Origin of the sequence: Pseudomonas sp. ADAK13 (assembly GCF_012935715.1) — a bacterium.
In the GTDB taxonomy this organism is placed as follows: domain Bacteria; phylum Pseudomonadota; class Gammaproteobacteria; order Pseudomonadales; family Pseudomonadaceae; genus Aquipseudomonas.
The window spans coordinates 1,712,680-1,735,128 of record NZ_CP052860.1 but is presented as its reverse complement, the minus strand read 5'-3'; the positions used below and the strand labels follow the sequence as shown (position 1 = coordinate 1,735,128).

Here is a 22,449-nt window from a genome sequence, read left to right as displayed (position 1 = left end):
GGGCTTCGACGCCGGATACATGAAGATTAAAGCGCCTGCGATGTAGGGATTTACTGATTTGCCTGCAGCGCACTCAGCTCGGCAAAAAGCTGGTGCAGAATCGGTCGCCCACTACTTGCAGAGAAACACCGGATGTTCGCTCCTGCCAATCAAAGTGCCTTTACCCTGACCCTCGACGGTATGCCCAGTGATCTCAAGGTTTTTGAGTTCACGGGCAGCGAAGCCATCAGCGAGCCTTATCGCTTTGACCTTGAACTGGTCAGCGAGCAGCCGGACCTTGACCTTGAGAGCCTGCTGCACCGTCAGGCTTTCCTGGGCTTTGATGCCCAGGGACATGGCGTTCACGGCCAGATCTACCGCGTTGCCCAAGGTGATTCCGGCAGGCGGCTAACGCGTTACCAGATCAGCCTGGTGCCACGCTTGGCGTACCTGCAACACAGCAGTCACCAGCGAATGTTCCAGCACCTGAGCGTGCCGCAGATCATCAAGCAGGTGTTGGAGGGGCAGGGCATCCACGGGGATGCTTTCGAATTCCGGTTGGGCGGTGTGTATCCCGTGCGCGAGTACTGCGTGCAGTTCGGTGAAAGCGATTTGGGGTTTATCCAGCGGCTGTGTGCCGAGCAGGGGATTCACTACCATTTTCAGCACAGTCCCGACGGTCACCTGTTGGTGTTTGGTGATGACCAGGCGGTGTTCGCCCAGGGCGAGCAGCCAACCGACTATGCACCGGGCTCCGGAATGGTCGCCGACACGCCGGTGATCAAGCGTTTTTCGGTGCGCCTGGAGACACGTACGACAGGCGTAAACCTGCGCGATTACGACTTTCGCAAACCGCGTCTGCAGCTGGAAAGCGAAGTGCTGGTTGAGCAGCTTCCTTCCCTGGAAGATCACGATTATCCCGGGCATTTTACTGACCGCCCCCATGGCAAACACTTGGCCCAACGGACCCTTGAGCGGCACCGCCGAGATTATCGCCAGGCCCATGGCAATGGCGATCAACCGGCGTTGGTCAGTGGTCAGTTTTTCAAGCTGGCAGCGCATCCGCGTGATGAATGGAATGACCTGTGGCTGGTGACGCATGTCACCCATACCGGCAAGCAGCCGCAAGTGCTCGAAGAGTCTGTGGGCGATGGGGGGCTGCAGGGCTATGGCAACACCTTCGTCGCCACACCTTGGGACACTGTGTTTCGACCCACGCTACCGCCGCCACGTACACCGATATCCGGCTACCAGAACGCCGTGGTCACCGGGCCGGAAGGCAGTGAAATCCATTGCGACGAATACGGCCGGGTCAAGGTGCAACTGGCCTGGGATCGCGCCGGGGAGCACAACGAACATTCCAGTTGCTGGTTGCGGGTAGCCAGCGGCTGGGCCCACGAGCATTACGGTGCAGTGTTGATCCCGCGAGTGGGCATGGAAGTGCTGGTGGGTTTCGTTGACGGTGACGCCGATACGCCGTTGGTGGTCGGCTGCCTGGCCAATGCGGCGACGCCGGTGCCGCTGGACCTGCCGGCCGACAAGACCCGCAGCATCTTCCGTAGCCAGACCAGCCCCGGCGGCGGTGGCTACAACGAGCTGCGCATCGAGGATCGCAAGGGCGCCGAGGAAATCTACCTGCGCGCCCAGCGCAACTGGACCCAGCACGTACTCCACGACCAGCACGTGCAGGTCGATAACCAGCGCAACGTGATCGTCAAAGGCCTTGATCGTCACGAGCTTCAGGGTGAAGAACAGCGCACGACCCACGGCAACCGCCTGACCGAACTCAAGCAGGATGATCACCTGATGATCGCCGGCTCGCAGCAGCTGCGGGCCGGTCTGACGATTAACATTGGCGCGGGACAAAGCGTCGTGATCGACGCGGGCGCCAGCGTGACGCTGCAGGCCGGGGGGCAGTGGATCAACGTGTCGGCGGGCGGGATTTTCAGCAGCGTTCCGATCCAGCTGGGCGGGGCGCCAGCACCGGCGGGGTCGCCGCTGATTCCAGGGCTACAGGAAAAACTGCTGGCGGTAATTCCGGCACCCCTGAGTGCCGTGCAAGTGCTCAGCTTGAAACGCGGTGCGCCCTTTTGTGAGGAGTGCGAGCGTTGCCGGAATGGCGTGTGCAATATGCCTCTGCATCGCAGTGCATCGTTGGCTGGAGGTGCACCATGATTTCTCCTGGGCAGTGGCTTGAGTCTGCGCCGTTGCAGGCGGGTGAGCAGATGTTTGCGGTATTGGGCAATGCCAGTGACTGCAAGCCGCTTGAAGCGTGGCGTCGTTCCGATGGTCGCGCGCTCAGTCCGATCTGGGCGGGTAGCGAGTATGCGGCGTGGGAAGAGGTCATGCCCTACGTTGCGGTGGTTGCCGCTGACAGTGCTTTTCTGGAGTGGGCTACCGAATGTGAAGGTACCGATTGGGGTTGGCTGGCGGTGTCGTCCTGTTCTCTGCAAACCGTTGCCGAGCATTTGCGCAGCCTGACCAAGGTGCTGTTGCCGGAGGGGCAGGCGGTGTTTTTTCGCTTTTGGGATGGAGCCTACACGTTGCGTGTTTTGCAGGCGCTCGGGCCTGGGGCGCGGGAATTGCTCCCTGTATTCAGCCGCTACTGGATCAATGGTTGCCAGCATGAGGTTGCGGTCACGACGCCCGGAGCGGCAAAGCCCAGCCCGTGGTGGCAAGTACCGCCGCAGGTTCTCCAGTACCTGAGTGAGCAATCGAGCGTCACGCGGGTGGACAACCTGCTGCAATGGCTGGAAGAGCAGCGCCCGGACCTGCACAGCGCTTTTGCGCTGGCGACCTTGAAACACAAGGTCGCTCACTTTGTACGCCGGCCGGATGTCAGCCATCAGGCGCTGGCCGCGTGGCTGGTCTCGGAGTTGGGTTGAAGCCTGGGACTGCTGCAAGTCCTCGGTCAGGTCTTCAATGGCCTCTACAGGGCCGAATTTCTCGGTGTAGACCACGCCGTGATAGGCCGGCTCGGGCTGGTTGAGGCCGTGGAATTTCTCCGGGTATTGCGTCCAGGGGAAGGTGCCACTGTCGACGATCACGCCACCCAGCGAGTTGCCATGGGCCCGCTCACCACAGCCCTGCACCTTTGCCCGCGTAAAAGGTAAACTTCGCCCCCTGCGCAGGAGCAACCATGAATTATCGTCACGCCTTTCACGCCGGCAACCACGCCGATGTCTTCAAACACCTGACCTTGACCCGCCTCATCGCCCTGATGTCGCGCAAGGAGCAGCCGTTTGCCTATCTCGATACCCACGCCGGCATCGGTCTGTACGACCTGCAGGGCGACCAGGCAAACCGCACCGGTGAATACCTGGAAGGCATCGCACGCCTGTGGGGCCGGGCCGACCTGCCGCCCTTGACCGCTGACTACATGCGCGTGCTGCACGAGATGAACCCCGATGGCGAGTTGCGCTACTACCCGGGCTCACCGGAGCTGGCACGGCGCCTGACGCGGCCCCAGGACCGTGTGTTGCTCAACGAGAAGCACCCGGAAGACGGCCTGCTGCTCAAGGACAACATGAAGGGCGACCGTCGGGTGAAAGTCCACCTTGGTGAAGGCTGGCACGTGCCACGGGCGCTGCTGCCGGTGCCGGAAAAGCGCGCGCTGATGCTGATTGACCCGCCGTTCGAAAAGCTCGACGAGATGCAGCGCTGCGCCGCGTCCCTCAAAGAAGCCGTGAGCCGGATGCGCCAGACAGTGGCCGCGATCTGGTACCCGGTGAAAGACCAGCGCATGCTGCGTCGCTTCTACCAGGACCTGGCCGGCACCGGTGCGCCGAAGTTGCTGCGAGTGGAATTGCTGGTGCATCCGCTGGACACGCCGAACACCCTGACGGGCTCGGGTTTGGCGATTGCCAATCCGCCGTGGGGGCTGGAGGAAGAATTGCGTGAGCTGCTGCCATGGTTGTCCAAGCAGCTTGGGCAAACCCAGGGTGGGTGGCAGATGGATTGGCTGATCGCCGAATAGTTGTATCGTTTGCTGGATCGCTATCGCGGGCAAGCCTGGCTCCCACATTGGAACGCATTCCAATGTGGGAGCCAGGCTTGCCCGCGATGCTTTTGGCGTCAGATCGGGCAGGTCACGCCTGTGCCGCCAATCCCGCAGTAGCCCTGGGGATTTTTCGCCAGGTACTGCTGGTGGTACGCCTCGGCGAAGTACACCGTCGGCGCTTCTTCGATTTCCGTGGTGATGGTGCCCAGGCCTGCCTTGGTCAGTTCATTCTGATACGCCTGTGCACTGGCCTTCGCTGCCTCCAGGTGCTCCGGCTTGACCGCATAGATCACCGAGCGGTACTGGCTGCCGATGTCATTGCCCTGGCGCATGCCCTGGGTCGGGTTGTGCAGTTCCCAGAACATTTTCAGCAGCTCTTCGTAGCTGATCTTGTCCTGGTCAAACACCACCAACACCACTTCGCTGTGGCCGGTCAGGCCCGAGCAGACTTCTTCGTACGTCGGGTTCGGCGTGTAGCCGCCGGCATAACCCACCACCGTGCTGACCACGCCGTCACGCTGCCAGAAGCGCCGCTCTGCGCCCCAGAAGCAACCCAGGCCGAAGATCGCAAACTCTACGTTGTCGACAAACGGGCCGAGCAGCGGGTTGCCGTTGACGAAGTGCGTCTCGGGCAGGGACATTGGGGTTTCACGGCCAGGCAAAGCTTGATCTTGAGTGGGGAGCACGTTTTTGTTCACCAGAATTTCCGAGCGCAAGACCATGATCAGTCCTCTCAGTCAGATTGAGTTACAGATAAGAATTCAGACTGCCAGTGTGCCCGAGTGTTACAGCGCTGTCAGGCGATTGGCCCGCGAGGATAGCGTTTAAGCATCTTCAACAACTCGGACCCCGGGATTGGCCGGTCGAACAGGTAGCCCTGGCCGACGTCGCAACGGTGGCGGCGCAGGAACGCCAGCTGTTCGGCGGTCTCGATGCCTTCGGCCACGACCTTGAGCTTGAGGTTGTGGGCCATGGCGATCACCGCCGAGGTGATTTCCATGTCGTCCTGGTTGTCCGGGATTTCATGAATGAAGCTGCGATCAATCTTGATGATGTCGATCGGGAATTTCTTCAGGTAGCTCAGCGACGAGTAACCGGTGCCGAAGTCATCCATGGCCAGGGTCAAGCCAAAGCTCTTCAGTTGGTCCAGTTGCAGGCGTGTGTCTTCGGTGGCTTCCAGCAGCAGGCCTTCGGTCAGCTCCAGCTCCAGCAGGTTGGCCGGCAACTGTTCTTCCTTGAGGATCGCGGCAATCGAGGCCACCAGGTCCGGGTCGGAAAACTGCTTGGGCGACAGGTTGATCGCCACCTGCAAGTTGCCCATGCCGGCGGAGGTCAGTTGCCGGCTCATGCGGCAGGCCTGGCGGGCGATCCATTTGCCGATGGGGATGATCAATCCGGTCTCTTCAGCCACGCTGATGAATTGATCAGGGCGGATCATGCCTTTTTCCGGGTGGTTCCAGCGCAACAGCGCTTCCATGCCCAGCAGGCGGCCGCTGCGCAGGCACAGCTTGGGCTGGTAGAACACGTCCAGCTCGTTCTGGGTCAGGGCGCGACGCAGGTTGTTTTCCACGAACAGCTTGTAGCTGGCTTCGGCGTTCAGTGCTTCGGTAAACACCTGAACCTGGTGTTTGCCGTTGGCCTTGGCCTTGTGCAGCGCCAGGCCTGCGTTACGCATCAGGGTTTGCGGGTCGCGGCCATGCAGGGGCGCGCAGGCCAGGCCCACGGAGCCGGTGACACTGATCAACTGGTTGTCGACGAACATGGGCTTGTCGAGGGTGGCCAGCAACTGGCTGGCGACCTGCTGGCCACTCTCAAGGTCCGTATCGTCCAGCAGCACGGCAAATTCGTTACTGGCAAACCGCGCCAGGCTGCCGCTGGCGCTCAGGCTGTTGCGCAGGCGCCGGGCCAGGCTGATCAGCAGTTTGTCACCGGTCTGGTGGCCAAGGCTGTCATTGATCCGCTTGAAGTTGTCGATGTCTACCAGCAGCAGGCTGATGGGGCTGTCGCTGTCCCGGGCAAAACGTTCGTCCAAGTTGCGGATGAATGCAGGCCGGTTGCCCAGGTTGGTCAGGTTGTCGGTGTAGGCCAGGCGTTCGATGCGTTGCTGGGCCAGCTTGGTCTGGGTGATGTCTTCGTAGATGCCGATGTAATGCGTCAGCTCACGGTTGTCGCCATAGACCTTGGAGATCGAGAGCTGGCCCCAGTAGGGTTCCAGGTTTTTGCGCCGGCTCTTGAATTCACCTTGCCAGCTGTTGCTCTTGGCCAGGCTTGAAGGCGCATCGAACAGCAGCTCACTCAGGTTCTCCAGCGCCGGCAGTTCCGACAGCAGGTGGCCGTGGACTTCTTCGGTGCTGTACTGGGTGATCGCGGTAAAGCTGGGGTTGACGTACTCCACCACACCGTCGCAATTGACCAGCAGGAACGCGTTGGCGCTTTGCTCCACGGCCCGCTGGAACAAGTGCAGGGCGCTGGTGGCAGTGCGGCGGTTGTGGTTGTTGATGACCTGGGCGAACTGGTCGGCCAACTCGCCGGCAAACGCGATTTCATCGGACTGCCAGGCGCGGGTGCTGCCGCTTTGCTCCAGGCACAATACGCCGACCACGTTGCCATCGACGCGAATGCTCGCATCGAGCATGGCGTGGATGTCCCGGGGGCGCAGGCTCTCGGCCATCTCCCGGGTGCGCGGGTCACGCATGGCGTTGGTGGCGTCGATGGCGCGGCTGGTTTGCAGGGCTTCCAGGTAATCCGGGAAGCCGCTGGCGTCGATAGTCTCGGGTAAGTGGTGTTGCTGATCGTCGCGGTGGTAGGCGGAAATCGGCACCAGGTGCTGGTTTTCGAGGTTCCAGATGCTGGCGCAGTCAATCTGGTAGATATCGCAGGCACTGCGGGTAATCAGTTCGGCGGCTTCTTGCAGCGAATTGTTGGTGCTGTAGCGCTGGCGGGCCAGCAGCAGGATCAGCTCCTGCTGGGCGCGCACCCGCTCAAGGTGTTGCAGTTGTTCCTGCTGGGCGCGCTGGTTGAGTTCCAGGGCGATCTGCAGGCGGCTGTTCTGGCTTTCCAGATCTGCCGCCGGGGCCACCGGGATATCGCTGAACAGGCCGTCGACCACCATCAGGTAGCCGCGCAGCAGGTGGCGGTTGTGTTGTTTGTAGGCCTCGCCCAGTTCCAGCAGGCTCAGCGGGCCGTCATTGGTGTGCAAGGTGTAGCGCACCAGGTAATGCGGGCTGACGGTCAGCTGTTCCTGAATCGCATCATGCAGCTGATAGCGTGCCTGGGGCTCCATCAGGCTGGCGTACGGCGAGCCGATCAGGGCGCACAGTTCCACCGCGGGCAGGCCGAACTGGCGTTCGCAATTGGGGTCGAGGTACAGCAGGGCCCAGCTTGCCTCATTAAGCCGCTCGAAACGCAGCATACCGAGGCGCGAAGGCACCGGTAATTGCGTCACTACCTCGGCCGCCGTACGGGCGACATCGGGTTGGCTTTTCATGGGGAAACTCGCTTGGAAAAATGCGCATCGCGCCGGGCTCACGCCCTCTTTACTGTTGCCTGCGGCAAGGTTGCATCATGCAGCACGGGCTGACAAGAGAGGATGAAGGCTAAGTGCTATAAGTGTGTTATCGGCCAGCGAGCGGTTTTCTGCAACCGGGGTGATGGGCGGTGTACAACCTAAAATTTCGTGTCCAACTTTTGTGCGAAAAGCAGGCAAAAAAAGCCCCGCCAGTTGGCGGGGTTGAGGTACGAGCGTGGCGCTCGGAAATCGGTGAAGCCAGGTCTTCTGCACGGGCAGAAGACCTGTTGAGGCTTAAAGCAGGATGGTGCGGATGTCGTTCAGCAACTGGCTCAGGCGCTGAGTGAAGCGTGCAGCCGCGGCGCCGTTGATCACACGGTGATCGTAGGACAGCGACAGTGGCAGCATCAGCTTCGGCTGGAACGCTTTACCGTCCCATACAGGCTGGATGGTGGCCTTGGAAACACCGAGGATCGCCACTTCCGGCGCGTTGACGATTGGCGTGAAGCCAGTACCGCCAATGTGCCCGAGGCTGGAGATGGTGAAGCAAGCGCCTTGCATGTCGTCCGGGGTGAGCTTCTTGTCGCGGGCCTTGGCAGCCAGTGCGGCAGCCTCAGCGGCAAGCTGCAGCAGGCTCTTCTGGTCGACGTTCTTGATGACCGGTACCAGCAGGCCATCTGGCGTGTCGACGGCAAAGCCGATGTGCACGTACTTCTTGCGAATGATCGCCTTGCCGCTAGGCGCCAGCGAGCTGTTGAAGTCTGGCAGTTCCTTGAGCAGATGCGCGCAAGCCTTGAGCAGCAGTGGCAGCACGGTCAGTTTCACGCCAGCCTTCTCGGCGACGGCTTTCTGCGCAACGCGGAAAGCTTCCAGGTCGGTAATGTCGGCCTGGTCGAACTGAGTCACGTGCGGGATGTTCAGCCAGCTGGCGTGCAGGCCGGCCGCACCGATTTGCATCAGGCGGGTCATCGGCACTTCTTCGATTTCGCCGAAGCGGCTGAAGTCGACGGTGCGGATCGGCGGAATGCCCGAGCCACCGGTGGCAGCGCCGGCAGCCGGAGCTTCCTTGGCCTTCTGCATCATGGATTTGACGTAAACCTGCACGTCTTCCTTCAACACGCGACCGTGAGGACCGCTGGCAGTGACCGCGCTCAGCTCGACGCCGAATTCACGGGCCAGTTGGCGCACGGCAGGGCCGGCATGAACCTTGGCACCGCTTGGCGCAGGTGCAGCCGCCGGGGCTGGAGCAGCCTCGGCTTTTGCAGCAGGCGCAGGGGCGGCGGCAGCCGGTGCGGCTTCAGCCTTGGCGGCCGGGGCAGCGGCGGCTGGAGCGGCAGCAGCAGGCGCAGCAGCGCCCGCCACTTTCAGCTTGAGGATGAAGTCACCAGTACCTACTTCGTCTTCCAGCTTCACGGCAATGCTTTCCACCACACCGGCAGCCGGCGAAGGGATTTCCATGGAGGCCTTGTCGGACTCCAGGGTGATCAGCGACTGGTCGGCTTCGACGGTGTCGCCGACTTTAACCAGCAGCTCGATGATCTTGGCCTTGCCCGACGAACCGATGTCCGGAACATGAATGTCCTGGACGGTAGCGGCGGCAGTTGGAGCAGGTGCAGCAGCCGGGGCCGCTGGGGCCTCGGCAGCGGCAGGCTTTTCAGCAGCAGCCGGGGCAGCAGCAGGAGCGGCCGCCGCAGGGGCCGCATCAGCGGCGCCTTCGATTTCCAGCTCAAGCAGCTCGTCGCCTTCTTTCAGGCGGTCGCCCAGCTTCACTTTCAGGCTTTTGACCACGCCGGCCTTGGGAGCAGGGATTTCCATGCTCGCCTTGTCCGATTCCAGGGTCAGGATGCTCTGGTCGGCTTCGACGGTGTCGCCGACCTTCACAAACAGTTCAATTACTTCACCTTCACCGCTGCCGATGTCAGGTACGCGAATGAGTTCGCTCACAGAAAGTCTCCTCAGCAGTCCAGTGGGTTGCGTTTTTCCGGGTTGATCCCGAACTTGACGATAGCGTCTGCTACCACCTTAGGTTCGATTTCACCACGGTCAGCCAAGGCTTCCAGGGCTGCCAACACCACGAAATGACGGTCGACTTCGAAGAAGTGACGCAGCTTCTTGCGGCTGTCACTACGGCCGAAACCGTCGGTGCCCAGGACTTTGAATTCCTTGGACGGTACCCACTGACGAATTTGTTCAGCAAACAGTTTCATGTAGTCGGTAGAGGCGATCACCGGACCTTTACGGCCAGCCAGGCACTCTTCAACGTAGGTGCGCGCAGGCTTCTGGCCCGGGTGCAGACGGTTGCTGCGCTCTACGGCCAGGCCGTCGCGGCGCAGTTCGTTGAAGCTGGTAACGCTCCATACGTCAGCGCCGACGTTGAACTCTTCACGCAGGATCTTCGCAGCTTCACGCACTTCGCGCAGGATGGTGCCAGAGCCCATCAGTTGCACGTGGTGAGCGGCTTCCTTGGTGTCTTCTTCGAGCAGGTACATGCCCTTGATGATGCCTTCCTCGACACCGGCCGGCATGGCTGGCTGCTGGTAGGACTCGTTCATCACGGTGATGTAGTAGAAAACGTCCTGCTGCTCTTCGGTCATCTTCTTCATGCCGTCCTGGATGATCACCGCCAGCTCATAGCCGTAGGTTGGATCAAAGGTGCGGCAGTTCGGGATGGTGCCCGCCAGGATGTGGCTGTGGCCGTCTTCGTGTTGCAGGCCTTCGCCGTTCAGCGTGGTCCGGCCGGCAGTACCGCCGATCAGGAAGCCACGGGTACGGCTGTCGCCTGCTGCCCAAGCCAGGTCGCCAATACGCTGGAAACCGAACATCGAGTAGAAGATGTAGAACGGCAGCATCGGCTGGTTGTGGCTGGAGTACGAAGTACCGGCAGCGATGAAGGAGCTCATGGCGCCCGCTTCGTTGATGCCTTCTTCGAGGATCTGGCCCTTCTTGTCTTCCTTGTAGAACATCACCTGGTCTTTATCGACTGGCTCGTAGAGCTGGCCGACGGAGGAGTAGATGCCCAACTGACGGAACATGCCTTCCATACCGAAGGTACGGGCTTCGTCCGGGATGATCGGCACGATACGCGAGCCGATTTCCTTGTCCTTGACCAGCTGCGCGAGGATCCGCACGAAGGCCATGGTGGTGGAGATTTCACGGTCGCCCGAGCCGTCCAGGATAGCCTTGAGGGTATCCAGTGGCGGTGTAGGGATGTCGAAAGACTTGGCGCGGCGCTGCGGTACGAAACCGCCCAGTGCAGTGCGACGCTCGCTGAGGTAGCGGGCTTCGGCGCTGTTTGGCTCCGGCTTGAAGAACGGCAGGTTCTCCAGCTCTTCGTCCTTGACCGGGATGTCGAAGCGGTCGCGGAACAACTTCAGGCTGTCGACGTCGACTTTCTTGGTGTTGTGCGCAGTGTTTTTCGCTTCGCCGGCACCGGTGCCATAACCCTTGATGGTCTTGGCCAGGATGACGGTCGGTTGTTCTTTGTGGTTGACCGCTTCGTGGTACGCCGCGTAGACCTTGTACGGGTCGTGGCCGCCACGGTTGAGTTTCCAGATCTCGTCGTCGGACAGGTCTGCAACCATTGCCTTGAGTTCAGGCGTGTTGAAGAAGTGTTCACGTACGAACGCGCCGTCTTTGGCTTTGTAGTTCTGGTACTCGCCGTCGATGACTTCGTCCATGCGACGTTGCAGGATGCCGTCGACGTCTTTGGCCAGCAGTGGGTCCCAGAAACGGCCCCAGATGACTTTGGTCACGTTCCACTGAGCACCACGGAACACACCTTCGAGTTCCTGGATGATCTTGCCGTTGCCGCGAACCGGGCCGTCGAGGCGCTGCAGGTTGCAGTTGATGACGAAGATCAGGTTGTCCAGCTTCTCGCGGCCAGCCAGGGAGATGGCGCCCAGGGATTCTGGCTCGTCACACTCGCCGTCGCCCAGGAAGCACCAGACTTTCTGCTTGCCTTCAGGGATGAAGCCGCGGGCTTCCAGGTACTTCATGAAGCGTGCCTGGTAGATCGCCTGGATCGGGCCAAGGCCCATGGATACTGTCGGGAACTGCCAGAAATCAGGCATCAGCCAAGGGTGCGGATAGGACGAGAGGCCCTGGCCGTCGACTTCCTGGCGGAAGTTGTTCATTTGTTCTTCGGTGATGCGGCCTTCCATGAACGCGCGGGCGTAGACGCCTGGCGAGGTGTGGCCCTGGAAGTAGATCAGGTCGCCGCCGTGTTCGTCGGTCGGGGCCTGGAAGAAGTAGTTGAAGCCGATGTCATACAGGGTTGCGCTGGAAGCGAAGCTGGAGATGTGACCGCCCAGGTCAGAATCTTTCAAGTTCGTGCGCATTACCATCGCCATGGCGTTCCAGCGTACCAGCGAGCGAATGCGGCGTTCCATGAACAGGTCGCCAGGCATGCGTGCTTCGTGGGTAACTGGGATGGTGTTGCGGTATGGCGTGGTGATGGCGTAGGGCAGTTGCGAGCCGCTGCGGGTCGCGAGTTCGCCCATACGGGTCATCAGGTAGTGAGCACGGTCTTCGCCTTCTTTGTCGAGAACCGATTCCAGGGCGTCCAGCCATTCCTGGGTTTCGACGGGATCGAGGTCTTGCATGGCTTGCTCCAGGGCGGAAAGGCTACCAGAATCGGTTGCCTGAAGTTTGCGACTGGCCTTGTGGGCAGACGACATAAATTCTTGGATGGCCGAAGGTTGCTTCGGCGTCCTGTAGTTTTACTACAAATCGTCGGCCATTTCAGCCTTTCGAATGTATATACGAGTAGTAAAACTACACAAGACTGAGCGGATTGCTCGGTCTAGCTGGCGAGCATAATCGTTATTGTTGGTCATTTGCGAACAAGAAAAGGTGAAATCTTGATGTTGCCTGCCAAAATAAATTTAATTTCAGCTATTTATAACCTTTGTTCGACAGTCCTTCACCGAGCGTGGTTCTTGCGTTCACAGCAACAAGCCATTTACGCGCCGATCAAGGATAGACCATGAGCCTTCCCGTGCAGGCCGAATTGCCGGCCATCCTGCTTCCATTTGCCAAGCGGGCCGAGCAGTCATTTCGTGACGCCGTGGCCGGATTGGACGGCGATAATGGCCTTTCTGAGTGGACGCCGCAACGTTGGGCTGACTTTGCCCGTGTGTGCGCCGCCAGTGATTTCGTCATTGAACAGAGTGTTCGTGACCCTTTGATGTTGCTCGAACTGGTGGCCTGGGGCGAACTGGACCGCATGTTTGCCCCCGGCGAGCTGTGCGGCCAGATTGCGGCTGCAGTGCAACAAGCTGAAACAGAAGACGAGCTGGGCCGCGTGCTGCGCCGTCAGCGCACCCGCCAGCAAGTGCGGATTATCTGGCGCGACCTGACCCGACAGGCGGACCTGGTGCAAACCTGCCGTGACCTCTCGGACATGGCCGACGCCAGCATCGACCAGGCTTACCAGTGGTTGTACCAGCGCCACTGCGTCCTGTTCGGCACGCCCACCGGGCGTCGCAGCGGTGAGCCGCAGCACATGGTCATCCTCGGCATGGGCAAGCTCGGCGCCGTGGAGTTGAACCTGTCGTCCGACATCGACCTGATCTTCGCCTACCCCGAAGGCGGCGACACGGTGGGCGTCAAGCGCTCGCTGGATAACCAGGAGTTCTTCATTCGCCTTGGTCAAAAACTGATCAAGGCCCTGGACCCGATGACCGTCGACGGCTTTGTATTCCGCGTCGACATGCGCCTGCGGCCCTACGGCTCCGCCGGGGCGCTGGTGCTCAGCTTCAACGCGCTGGAGCAGTACTACCAGGACCAGGGCCGCGACTGGGAGCGCTACGCGATGATCAAGGCGCGGGTGGTGGCCGGTGATCAGGTAGCCGGCGCGCAATTGCTCGACATGCTGCGACCGTTTGTCTACCGGCGTTACCTGGACTTCTCCGCCATTGAAGCGCTGCGCACCATGAAGCAGCTGATCCAGCAGGAAGTGCGGCGCAAGGGCATGGCCGAGAACATCAAGCTGGGCTCGGGCGGCATCCGTGAAGTCGAATTTATCGCCCAGGCGTTCCAGTTGATTCACGGTGGCCGCGACCTGAGCCTGCAACAGCGCCCGCTGCTAAAAGTGCTGGGCACGCTGGAAGGCCAGGGCTACCTGCCGCCGGCGGTGATCGCCGAGCTGCGCGATGGCTACGAATTCCTGCGCTACACCGAGCACGCGATCCAGGCGATTGCCGATCGCCAGACCCAGATGCTCCCGGACGGCACCGAAGACCAGGCGCGGATTGCCTTCATGATGGGCTTCCCGGACTGGACCGCGTTCCATGAGCGCCTGATGTACTGGCGTGGCCGGGTGGACTGGCACTTCCGCCAGGTGATCGCCGATCCGGATGAAGAAGAGGGCGAAGAAAGCGAGCTGGTGGTGGGCGGTGAGTGGTTGCCGCTGTGGGAAGAGTCCCAGGACGAAGAGGCCGCTTGCCGGCAGTTGCAGGAAGGCGGCTTTACCGACGCGCCCAAAGCCTTGAAAACCCTGGCTGGCCTGCGCAGCAGCCCGCAATTGCGCGCCATGCAGCGCCTGGGCCGCGAGCGTCTGGATGCGTTTATCCCGCGCCTGCTGGCCCAGGCCGTCGAGCACGCCAACCCGGACCTGGTACTTGAACGCGTATTGCCGCTGGTGGAGGCCGTCGCCCGACGTTCCGCGTATCTGGTGCTGCTGACGGAAAACCCCGACGCTTTGCGCCGGCTTTTGACCTTGTGCGCCGCCAGCCCGTGGATTGCCGAGCAGATCACCCGCTTCCCGCTGTTGCTGGACGAATTGCTCAACGAAGGTCGCCTGTTCAAGCCGCCATTGGCGCCAGAACTGGCGGCGGAGTTGCGCGAACGCCTGACACGCATCCCCGAGGATGACCTTGAGCAACAGATGGAAGCCCTGCGTCACTTCAAGCTGGCTCACCGCCTGCGGGTGGCCGCCTCGGAAATCGCCGGCAGCCTGCCGCTGATGAAAGTCAGCGACTACCTGACCTGGCTCGCCGAAGCCATCCTCGAACAAGTGCTGGCCCTGGCCTGGCGCCAGACGGTCGCCCGGCATGGTTCGCCGCAGCGTGTGGACGGCACCTTGTGCGATCCCGGCTTCATCATTGTCGGTTATGGGAAAGTCGGCGGCATCGAATTGGGGCATGGTTCAGACTTGGACCTGGTGTTCATCCACGACGGCGACCCGCAAGCCGAGACCGACGGCGTCAAGCCAATCGACGGCGCGCAGTTCTTTACCCGGTTGGGCCAGCGGATCATTCACCTGCTGACCACCCAGACCAACTCCGGGCAGTTGTATGAAGTGGACATGCGCCTGCGGCCCTCGGGCGCGTCCGGTTTGCTGGTGAGTTCCCTGGGCGCGTTTGCGCGTTATCAGGAAAACGAAGCCTGGACCTGGGAACACCAGGCGCTGGTGCGTGCGCGGGTGCTGGTGGGCAGCCAGGATGTCGGCCGTGCTTTCGAGCAGGTAAGGGCGCAGGTGTTGGGCCGCGCGCAGGATCTGGACAAGCTGCGCCAGGAGGTCAGCGAGATGCGCGCGAAGATGCGCGACAACCTCGGCACCAAGTCCACGGCGGCGGGAACGGCGGCGAATGCCTTCGAACCCACGGTGGCCTTCGACCTCAAGCAGGACGCCGGAGGTATCGTCGATATTGAATTTATGGTGCAATACGCGGCTTTGGCGTGGTCTGCGCAACATCCATCGTTGCTGCGCTACACCGACAATATCCGCATTCTGGAAGGGCTGGAGCAGGTCGGGCTGATGCCCGCCGCCGATGCCCATTTGCTGCGCGAGGTGTATAAAGCCTACCGTTCCGCCGCACACCGCCAGGCCTTGCAGAACGAGGCCGGTACGGTGGCCGGGGACCAGTTCGCTGACGAACGGCGCCAGGTGCAGCGTATCTGGCATGAACTGGGGTTAAGCTGAAGCACTATAAATAAGGCGGGGAGGCATGAGCCTCCCCGTATCGTTTGTGGAAACTACATGAATATTCTGATCGTTGGGCCCAGTTGGGTCGGTGACATGGTGATGGCACAGACACTGTTCCAGTGCCTCAAACAGCGCCATCCCGATTGCCAAATCGACGTGCTCGCCCCCGAGTGGAGCCGGCCGATTCTTGAGCGCATGCCCGAAGTGCGTCAGGCCTTGAGCTTCCCGCTCGGCCACGGCGCGCTGGAACTGGCGACCCGTCGACGTATCGGCAAGTCCCTGGCCGGCCAGTACGATCAGGCGATCCTGTTGCCCAACTCGATGAAGTCGGCACTCGTGCCGTTCTTCGCCGGCATTCCCAAGCGCACCGGCTGGCGTGGCGAGTTTCGCTATGGCCTGCTCAATGACGTGCGCAAGCTCGACAAGGCCCGCTACCCGCTGATGATCGAGCGCTTCATGGCCCTGGCCTACGCGCCGGGTGCCGAACTGCCTACGCCTTATCCGCGCCCGAGCCTGCAAATCGACCCGGTTACCCGCGACGCCGCCCTGGCCAAGTTCGGCCTGGAGCTGGACCGTCCGGTGCTGGCGCTGTGCCCTGGTGCCGAGTTTGGCGAGTCCAAGCGCTGGCCGTCGGAGCATTACGCCAAAGTCGCGGAGATGAAGATTCGCGAGGGCTGGCAAGTCTGGTTGTTTGGCTCGAAAAACGATCATTCGGTGGGCGAGGATATTCGCCAGCGCCTGATCCCGGGCCTGCGTGAAGAGGCGGTCAACCTCAGTGGCGACACGTCCCTGGCCGAGGCCATCGACCTGCTGTCCTGCGCTGACTCGGTGGTCTCCAACGACTCCGGCCTGATGCACGTGGCGGCCGCGCTGAATCGCCCGCTGGTGGCGGTGTACGGCTCGACGTCGCCAGGGTTTACCCCGCCGTTGGCCGACCAGGTCGAAGTGGTGCGCCTGGGCCTGGATTGCAGCCCGTGTTTCGATCGCACCTGCCGTTTCGGCCACTACAACTGCCTGCGCCAGTTGCTGCCGCAACCCGTCAGCGACGCCTTGCAGCGGTTGCAGGGCTCCGTGGTCGAGGTCCGTTAAGTTGCGGGTTCTGGTAATCAAGACCTCATCCCTGGGCGACGTAATTCATGCCTTGCCGGCGTTGACCGACGCGGCGCGAGCGATCCCCGGCATCCGGTTTGACTGGGTGGTGGAAGAAGGCTTTGCCGAGATTCCCACCTGGCACCCGGCGGTGGACAAGGTGATTCCGGTGGCGATCCGCCGCTGGCGCAAGAACCTCTGGCAGACCTTCAAGAGTGGCGAATGGCGGCGCTTCAAAAAGAGCGTGCAGTCGACCAAATATGACTTGGTGATCGACGCCCAGGGCTTGCTGAAAAGTGCCTGGCTGACCCGCTACGTGCGTGCTCCGGTGGCCGGCTTCGACAAGCAGTCGGCGCGTGAGCCGTTGGCGGCGCATTTCTATTCCCGGCGATTGGCCGTGGCCCGTGGGCAGCATGCGGTGGAGCGCTTGCGCCAACTGTTTGCCGTGGCCCTCGGGTATGACCTGCCAAAAGGCCTGGGCGACTACGGCCTCAGCGTCGAAAAACTGCTGGGCCTGCCGCCGAAAAAACCGTTTGTACTGCTGCTGCACGGCACCACGTGGGACACCAAGCACTGGCCGGAAGCCTACTGGCGCGACCTGGCCGAGCGCATGGACCGTTTTGGCGTGGACGTGAAATTGCCGTGGGGCAATGCCGTCGAAAAAGCCCGTGCCGAACGGTTGGCCAAAGGCCTGAAAAACGCCGAAGTGCTGCCCAAGCTGAACCTGGCGGGCGTTGCCCGTGTGCTGGCGGGTGCCAAGGCGTGTGTCGCGGTAGACACCGGCCTCGGCCACCTCGCCGCCGCGCTGGATGTGCCGACGATTTCCCTGTTCGGTCCGACCAATCCCGGCCTGACCGGCGCCTACGGCAAGGCGCAGATCCACCTGGCCAGCGACTTCCCGTGTGCGCCGTGCCTGCAAAAGAAATGCACCTATCAACCGACCGCCGAAGACCAGCGCCGGTTTGATATCAAGCGCGAGTGGCCATTGTGCTTCACTCGCCTGAACCCTGAGCGTGTCGCAACGCGATTAAGCACGTTGTTATTGGCTGAGGAACACTGATGCAACTGGCTTTTGTCCTCTACAAATACTTCCCCTTTGGTGGCTTGCAGCGTGACTTCATGCGCATTGCGCTGGAGTGCCAGCAGCGCGGCCATAAAATTCGCGTCTACACGCTGATCTGGGAAGGCGACGTTCCACCGGGCTTTGAAGTGTTGGTGGCGCCGGTCAAGGCGCTGGTCAACCATCGGCGTAATGAAAAGCTCTACGCCTGGATCCAGGCCGACCTGGCCAAGCGGCCGGTTGACCGCGTGGTGGGCTTCAACAAGATGCCGGGGCTGGACGTGTACTTCGCCGCCGACGGTGTGTTCGAAGACAAGGCACAGACCCTGCGCAACCCGATGTATCGCTGGTTCGGCCGGTACAAGCACTTCGCCGAATACGAGCGTGCAGTGTTCGACAAAGACGCCAGGACGCAAATCATGGTGCTTTCCGAGCACCAGCAGCGGCTGTTCACCCAGTATTACGGCACCCAGGCCGAGCGTTTTCATTTGCTGCCGCCAGGTATCGCCCGCGACCGCCGCGCGCCGCCCAACGCTGCCGAGATCCGTGCCGAGTTTCGTCGCGAATTCGGCCTGGCCGACGATGATTTGCTGCTGGTGCAGATCGGCTCGGGCTTCAAGACCAAGGGCGTCGATCGCAGCCTCAAGGCCGTGGCCGCGCTGCCGTCGAACCTGAAGAAACGCGCCCGGCTATTTGTAATCGGGCAGGACGACCCCAAAGTATTCCAATTGCAGAGTGCTGCGTTGGGCCTGGGCGACCAGGTGCAGTTCTTCAAGGGCCGCAGCGATATCCCGCGTTTTCTGCTGGGCGCCGACCTGTTGATCCACCCCGCGTACAACGAGGCGGCCGGCATGGTGCTGATCGAAGCGGTGGTCGCCGGCCTCCCGGTGCTGGTGAGCAAGGTCTGCGGCTACGCGTTTTACATCGACAAGGCCCAGAGTGGCCGAGTGTTGGACGAGCCGTTCGAGCAGGCTCAGCTCAACCAGTATCTGGTGGATATGCTCGACGATCCACAAGCCCGCGCGGCCTGGAGCCGCAATGGTCTGGCCTTCGCTGAGACGGCCGACCTCTATAGCATGCCGCAGTACGCTGCGGACCTGATTCTGGCGGAGCCAAACCGATGAAGTTGATTCTTGCCGAACCGTTCAAGACCCTGTGGGCCGGACGCGATGCGTTCGCCGAAGTCGAGAAGCTGGACGGCCAGGTGTTTCGTGAGCTGGCCGCGCGCCGTACCCTGCGTACGGAAGTGGAAGGCCGCCATTATTTTGTAAAGATCCACCGGGGAATTGGCTGGGGTGAAATCCTCAAGAACCTGATCACGGCCAAGTTGCCCGTCTTGGGCGCAGGCCAGGAGTGGGACGCGATCCAGCGTCTGCAGGAACTCGGCGTGCCCACCATGACCGGCGTGGCCTTTGGTGAAAAGGGCAGCAACCCGGCCGACCAGCACTCGTTCATCGTCACTGAAGAGCTGGCGCCTATCGTCAGCCTTGAAGACCTGACCATGGACTGGGTCAAACAGCCGCCCGTGCCGGCGATTCGGCATGCCTTGACCGTTGAGCTTGCACGCACCCTGGGCATGATGCACCGGGGTGGCGTGAACCATCGTGATTGCTACCTGTGCCACTTCCTGTTGCACACCGACCAACCGGTTACCGTGCACAACATCAAGCTCTCGGTGATCGACCTGCACCGTGCCCAGGTGCGTTCGAAGATTCCCCGGCGCTGGCGTGACAAGGACCTGGCGGGGCTTTACTACTCCGCCCTGGAGATCGGTTTGACCCGGCGCGACAAACTGCGGTTTCTCAAGGCCTACTTCCAGCAGCCTTTGCGCCAGATCCTGAGCGAGCAAAGCGCGCTGCTGGCGGCGCTGGAACGCATGGCCGCCAAGCTTTACGCACGCAAGCAACGATACGGGGATGCGCTCTGATGGCGGGTTGGAACCTGGAACCTGCTTACGCCGCCCTGGCGGATGACTTTGGTAGCCTGGAGGCGGTGTTCGCCTTGCAAGGGGAGCGCCTGACCCGCGATCCGTTGTCCGAAGTGATTCGCGTGGAGCGCGGCGGGGTCAACTATTACGTCAAGCGCTACGTCGGCGCGGGCAAGGGTTTGCGCCGCTACCTGGGCAAGCCACGGGTCAAGTCCGAATGGCAGAACCTCAAGCGTTTCGCCAAGTGGGGCATTCCTACCGCCGACGTGATTGCCTGGGGCCTGGAGCGTAAAGGCCTGGCTTATCACCGTGGCGCGATGATCACCCGCGAACTGCCGAAGACCGAAGACCTGTCGGCATTGGCCGAGCGCAAAGACCCGCGACTGTCTGACCCGGTGTGGGTCAATAACATCAGTCGCCAGCTCGCTGAATACACGCGGACCATGCATGACAACCGGTTTACCCACAACGATTTGAAGTGGCGCAACCTGTTGGTCGACGACCAGCAAACCCTGTACTTGATCGATTGCCCCAACGGCGATTTCTGGCGCGGGTTCTGGCTCAAATACCGCATTACCAAGGACCTGGCTTGCCTGGACAAGGTCGCCAAGTATCACTTGTCGGCCACCCAACGCCTGCGCTTCTACATGCAGTACCGTCAGCGCAAGCACTTGAGTGCGTCGGATAAACAGCGAATTCGCCACGTGGTGAAGTTTTTCGAGGGGCGAGAATGAGCGATTTCCTGGCGGCCGAAGACCGAGCATTGCTTGAGCGCAACGGCCTCGGCACTTTTGATGCGCTGTGGGCCAAGCAACTGGATGCCGTGGACGAGCCCAATACCAGCCGTGGCGGTTGGAGCAGCGTGTTTCGCCTCGAACTCGAAGGCCAGGGCTATTACCTCAAGCGCCAGAGCAACTACTTGACGCGCACCTTGCACCGGCCGTTTGGCGAGCCGAGTTTTGCCCGTGAGTTTCGTAATATCAGCCGCTATCAAAAGCTGGGTATTCCGGCGTTGCAGGCGGCGTTTTTCGGTGAGCGCAAAGTGGCGGGCGAACATCGGGCGATGTTGCTGACCCGGGCGCTGGATGGCTGGAATGACCTGGATTCATTGCTGGAGCAATGGGCTGAATTGAGCGGCGCGCAACAGCGCGCGATCCTGTTGGCCTGCGGTCAGTTGGCGCGCCGGCTGCACAGCGTGGGCCAGGTACATGGCTGTTTTTATCCCAAGCATATTTTCCTGCAGGCCGCCGGCGACGGTTATGCGGCGCAGTTGATCGACCTGGAGAAAACCCGCCCGTTGTTGTTCGGCTGGCGTGACCGGGTCAAGGACCTGGAGCCACTGTTGCGCCGTGCGCCGCAGTGGTCCGACGATCAGGTTCGCCAGCTATTGGCGGCGTATCTGGATCAGCCTGAGGACAGTGCGTTGGTCGCAACGTGGCACCAACGGCTGGCGGCCCGGCGCAGTCACAAGGAGAACCGTTGATGCGTTTGTCCGAACTGAAAAGTGCCGGCCGCGCGCCCAGTCTGCCTCTAAGCATCGAACTGGCTGATGCTGCCGGTCCTGGCCAGTTGCAACTGCTCAGCCTGTTGCGGGTATTGCCGGGCCAGCGCTATGTCGGCGCAGCGGTGTGGCGTGGGCGCCCGGTGCTGGCCAAGCTGCTGGTGGGCAGCAAGGCGGCGCGGCATTTTCAGCGCGAACTCAAGGGTGTGCGGCTGCTGGCCGAACAAGGCCTGACCACGCCGCTGTTGTTGGCCGATGGCCTGCAAGAGGGCGAGGGCGGCTGGCTGCTGTTTGAGTTTCTGGAAGGCGCCGACAGCCTGGCTGATGCCTGGCACGCCGTTGAAAGTTTGCCGCCATTGGCCGACGAGCAACAGGCAGTGCTGGCCGAGGCGTTGGGCGCGATTGCACAAATGCACGCCAAGGGCCTGTGGCAGGAAGACCTGCACCTGGACAACCTGCTGCGCCAGGACGGCAAACTGTATTTGATCGACGGTGCCGGGATCCGCGTCGAAGAGGCGGGCAAGCCGCTGTCCCGCAGCCGGGTGCTGGAAAACCTCGGGGTGTTTTTCGCGCAATTGCCGAAAAACCTCGAGCCGTTTACCGAAGAGTTGCTGGTGCACTACCTGCTGAGCAATGGCGAACACGCGTTGCCGCTGGAAGCGTTGCAGAAGCAGGTGCGCAAGGTCAGCGTCTGGCGCTTGAAGGATTTCCTGGGCAAGGTGGGCCGTGAGTGCACGCTGTTCAGCGTGATGCGCGGGCCGTTTGCCCTGCGCGCGATTCGGCGTGAGGAAGAGGCGGCGATGCTGCCGGTGCTGGAGCAGGCCGATGCGCTGCTTGACCAGGGCCACCTGTATAAAACCGGCGGTGCGGCCAGTGTCGCCAAGGTCGAGGTGGCCGGTCGGCCGTTGGTGATCAAACGCTACAACATCAAGGGTTTTGCCCATTGGCTCAAGCGCTTCTGGCGCCCGAGCCGGGCCTGGCATTCGTGGCGCGAGGGCAATCGCCTGGCGTTCCTCGGTATCGCCACGCCCAAGCCGCTGGCGTTGCTGGAAAAGCGTTTCCTGTGGCTGCGCAGCCGGGCTTACCTGGTGACCGAGTATCTGCCCGGACCAGACATCATTGAGCGGTTTGCGCCGTATGTTGATAGTGGCGAGGCGCCTGAGGCTGAGTTGGTTGCCCTTGATTACCTGTTCGCAGAGCTGATCCGCGAGCGCATCAGTCATGGGGACTTCAAGGGCCATAACCTGTTCTGGCACGAGGATCGCTGGGCGCTGATCGATCTGGATTCGATGTGTCAGCATGGCTCCTTGAGCAGCTTTGCTCCGGCCTATGCCAGGGATCGGGCGCGGTTTATGCGCAACTGGCCTGAGAGCAGTGCGTTGTATCGGGTGATTGATCAGCGGTTGCCGAAAGAAGTGGGTTAGGGGTTTAGGGCCGCTGCGCGGCCCAACGGGAGCA

The 22,449-nt window shown here is 61.6% G+C and carries 15 protein-coding genes and 1 pseudogene; 11 read left to right on the top strand and 5 right to left on the bottom strand.

The window, feature by feature from the left end:
- The first annotated feature begins 132 nt into the window (after positions 1–132).
- Both HKK54_RS08205 and HKK54_RS08200 read left to right on the top strand, forming a co-directional pair.
- Entirely contained in the window at positions 133–2,154 is a 2,022-nt protein-coding gene (locus HKK54_RS08205; protein WP_169386536.1) for a type VI secretion system Vgr family protein, read from the top strand.
- Positions 2,151–2,864: a DUF4123 domain-containing protein gene (locus HKK54_RS08200; RefSeq protein ID WP_169386535.1), complete on the top strand. Its 714-nt coding sequence runs from the start codon at positions 2,151–2,153 to the stop codon at positions 2,862–2,864. Before HKK54_RS08205 ends, HKK54_RS08200 begins: the two co-directional genes overlap by 4 nt.
- 36 nt (positions 2,865–2,900) lie before the next feature.
- Here HKK54_RS08200 and HKK54_RS33545 read toward each other — a convergent pair.
- Positions 2,901–3,047: pseudogene (locus HKK54_RS33545) on the bottom strand (bifunctional O-acetylhomoserine aminocarboxypropyltransferase/cysteine synthase); the annotation flags it as partial.
- Between the two features lie 71 nt (positions 3,048–3,118).
- Here HKK54_RS33545 and HKK54_RS08190 point away from each other — a divergent pair.
- Positions 3,119–3,955: a 23S rRNA (adenine(2030)-N(6))-methyltransferase RlmJ gene (locus HKK54_RS08190; protein ID WP_010169271.1), complete on the top strand. Its 837-nt coding sequence runs from the start codon at positions 3,119–3,121 to the stop codon at positions 3,953–3,955.
- 98 nt (positions 3,956–4,053) lie between these two features.
- Here HKK54_RS08190 and msrA read toward each other — a convergent pair whose 3' ends face one another.
- From msrA to aceE, 4 genes are all read right to left on the bottom strand, one after another.
- Complete coding sequence (msrA, locus tag HKK54_RS08185; RefSeq protein WP_010169273.1) at positions 4,054–4,701, bottom strand: peptide-methionine (S)-S-oxide reductase MsrA; 648 nt, start codon at positions 4,699–4,701, stop codon at positions 4,054–4,056.
- Positions 4,702–4,775: 74 nt separating this feature from the next.
- Positions 4,776–7,466 carry a putative bifunctional diguanylate cyclase/phosphodiesterase gene (locus HKK54_RS08180; RefSeq protein ID WP_010169275.1) on the bottom strand — a complete coding sequence of 897 codons (2,691 nt, stop codon included), beginning with the start codon at positions 7,464–7,466 and terminating at the stop codon, positions 4,776–4,778.
- Between the two features lie 315 nt (positions 7,467–7,781).
- Positions 7,782–9,431 carry a dihydrolipoyllysine-residue acetyltransferase gene (gene aceF, locus HKK54_RS08175; RefSeq protein ID WP_169386534.1) on the bottom strand — a complete coding sequence of 550 codons (1,650 nt, stop codon included), beginning with the start codon at positions 9,429–9,431 and terminating at the stop codon, positions 7,782–7,784.
- 11 nt (positions 9,432–9,442) lie between these two features.
- Positions 9,443–12,088: a pyruvate dehydrogenase (acetyl-transferring), homodimeric type gene (gene aceE / locus HKK54_RS08170; RefSeq protein ID WP_010169277.1), complete on the bottom strand. Its 2,646-nt coding sequence runs from the start codon at positions 12,086–12,088 to the stop codon at positions 9,443–9,445.
- A gap of 383 nt (positions 12,089–12,471) precedes the next feature.
- Between aceE and glnE the strand changes: the two genes are divergently transcribed.
- From glnE to HKK54_RS08130, 8 genes are read left to right on the top strand one after another with little or no spacing between them, the layout of a single operon-like run.
- Positions 12,472–15,411 carry a bifunctional [glutamate--ammonia ligase]-adenylyl-L-tyrosine phosphorylase/[glutamate--ammonia-ligase] adenylyltransferase gene (gene glnE / locus HKK54_RS08165; RefSeq protein WP_010169278.1) on the top strand — a complete coding sequence of 980 codons (2,940 nt, stop codon included), beginning with the start codon at positions 12,472–12,474 and terminating at the stop codon, positions 15,409–15,411.
- A 57-nt stretch (positions 15,412–15,468) separates the two neighbouring features.
- On the top strand, positions 15,469–16,503 hold the full coding sequence (gene waaF, locus HKK54_RS08160) for a lipopolysaccharide heptosyltransferase II (RefSeq protein ID WP_010169279.1): 1,035 nt from the start codon (positions 15,469–15,471) through the stop codon (positions 16,501–16,503).
- Between the two features lies 1 nt (position 16,504).
- Positions 16,505–17,563, top strand: a complete 1,059-nt coding sequence (waaC, locus tag HKK54_RS08155; RefSeq protein WP_169386533.1) for a lipopolysaccharide heptosyltransferase I — start codon at positions 16,505–16,507, stop codon at positions 17,561–17,563.
- Complete coding sequence (locus tag HKK54_RS08150) at positions 17,563–18,687, top strand: glycosyltransferase family 4 protein (RefSeq protein WP_169386532.1); 1,125 nt, start codon at positions 17,563–17,565, stop codon at positions 18,685–18,687. The genes waaC and HKK54_RS08150 overlap by 1 nt, the downstream gene beginning before the upstream one ends.
- Positions 18,684–19,490, top strand: coding sequence for a lipopolysaccharide core heptose(I) kinase RfaP (rfaP, locus tag HKK54_RS08145; RefSeq protein WP_169386531.1), 807 nt, complete (start codon positions 18,684–18,686; stop codon positions 19,488–19,490). The genes HKK54_RS08150 and rfaP overlap by 4 nt, the downstream gene beginning before the upstream one ends.
- Positions 19,490–20,224: a lipopolysaccharide kinase InaA family protein gene (locus tag HKK54_RS08140; protein WP_010169285.1), complete on the top strand. Its 735-nt coding sequence runs from the start codon at positions 19,490–19,492 to the stop codon at positions 20,222–20,224. The genes rfaP and HKK54_RS08140 overlap by 1 nt, the downstream gene beginning before the upstream one ends.
- Positions 20,221–20,973, top strand: a complete 753-nt coding sequence (locus HKK54_RS08135) for a lipopolysaccharide kinase InaA family protein (protein WP_010169287.1) — start codon at positions 20,221–20,223, stop codon at positions 20,971–20,973. Before HKK54_RS08140 ends, HKK54_RS08135 begins: the two co-directional genes overlap by 4 nt.
- Complete coding sequence (locus tag HKK54_RS08130; protein WP_169386530.1) at positions 20,973–22,415, top strand: lipopolysaccharide kinase InaA family protein; 1,443 nt, start codon at positions 20,973–20,975, stop codon at positions 22,413–22,415. The genes HKK54_RS08135 and HKK54_RS08130 overlap by 1 nt, the downstream gene beginning before the upstream one ends.
- The last annotated feature ends 34 nt before the right edge of the window (positions 22,416–22,449 follow it).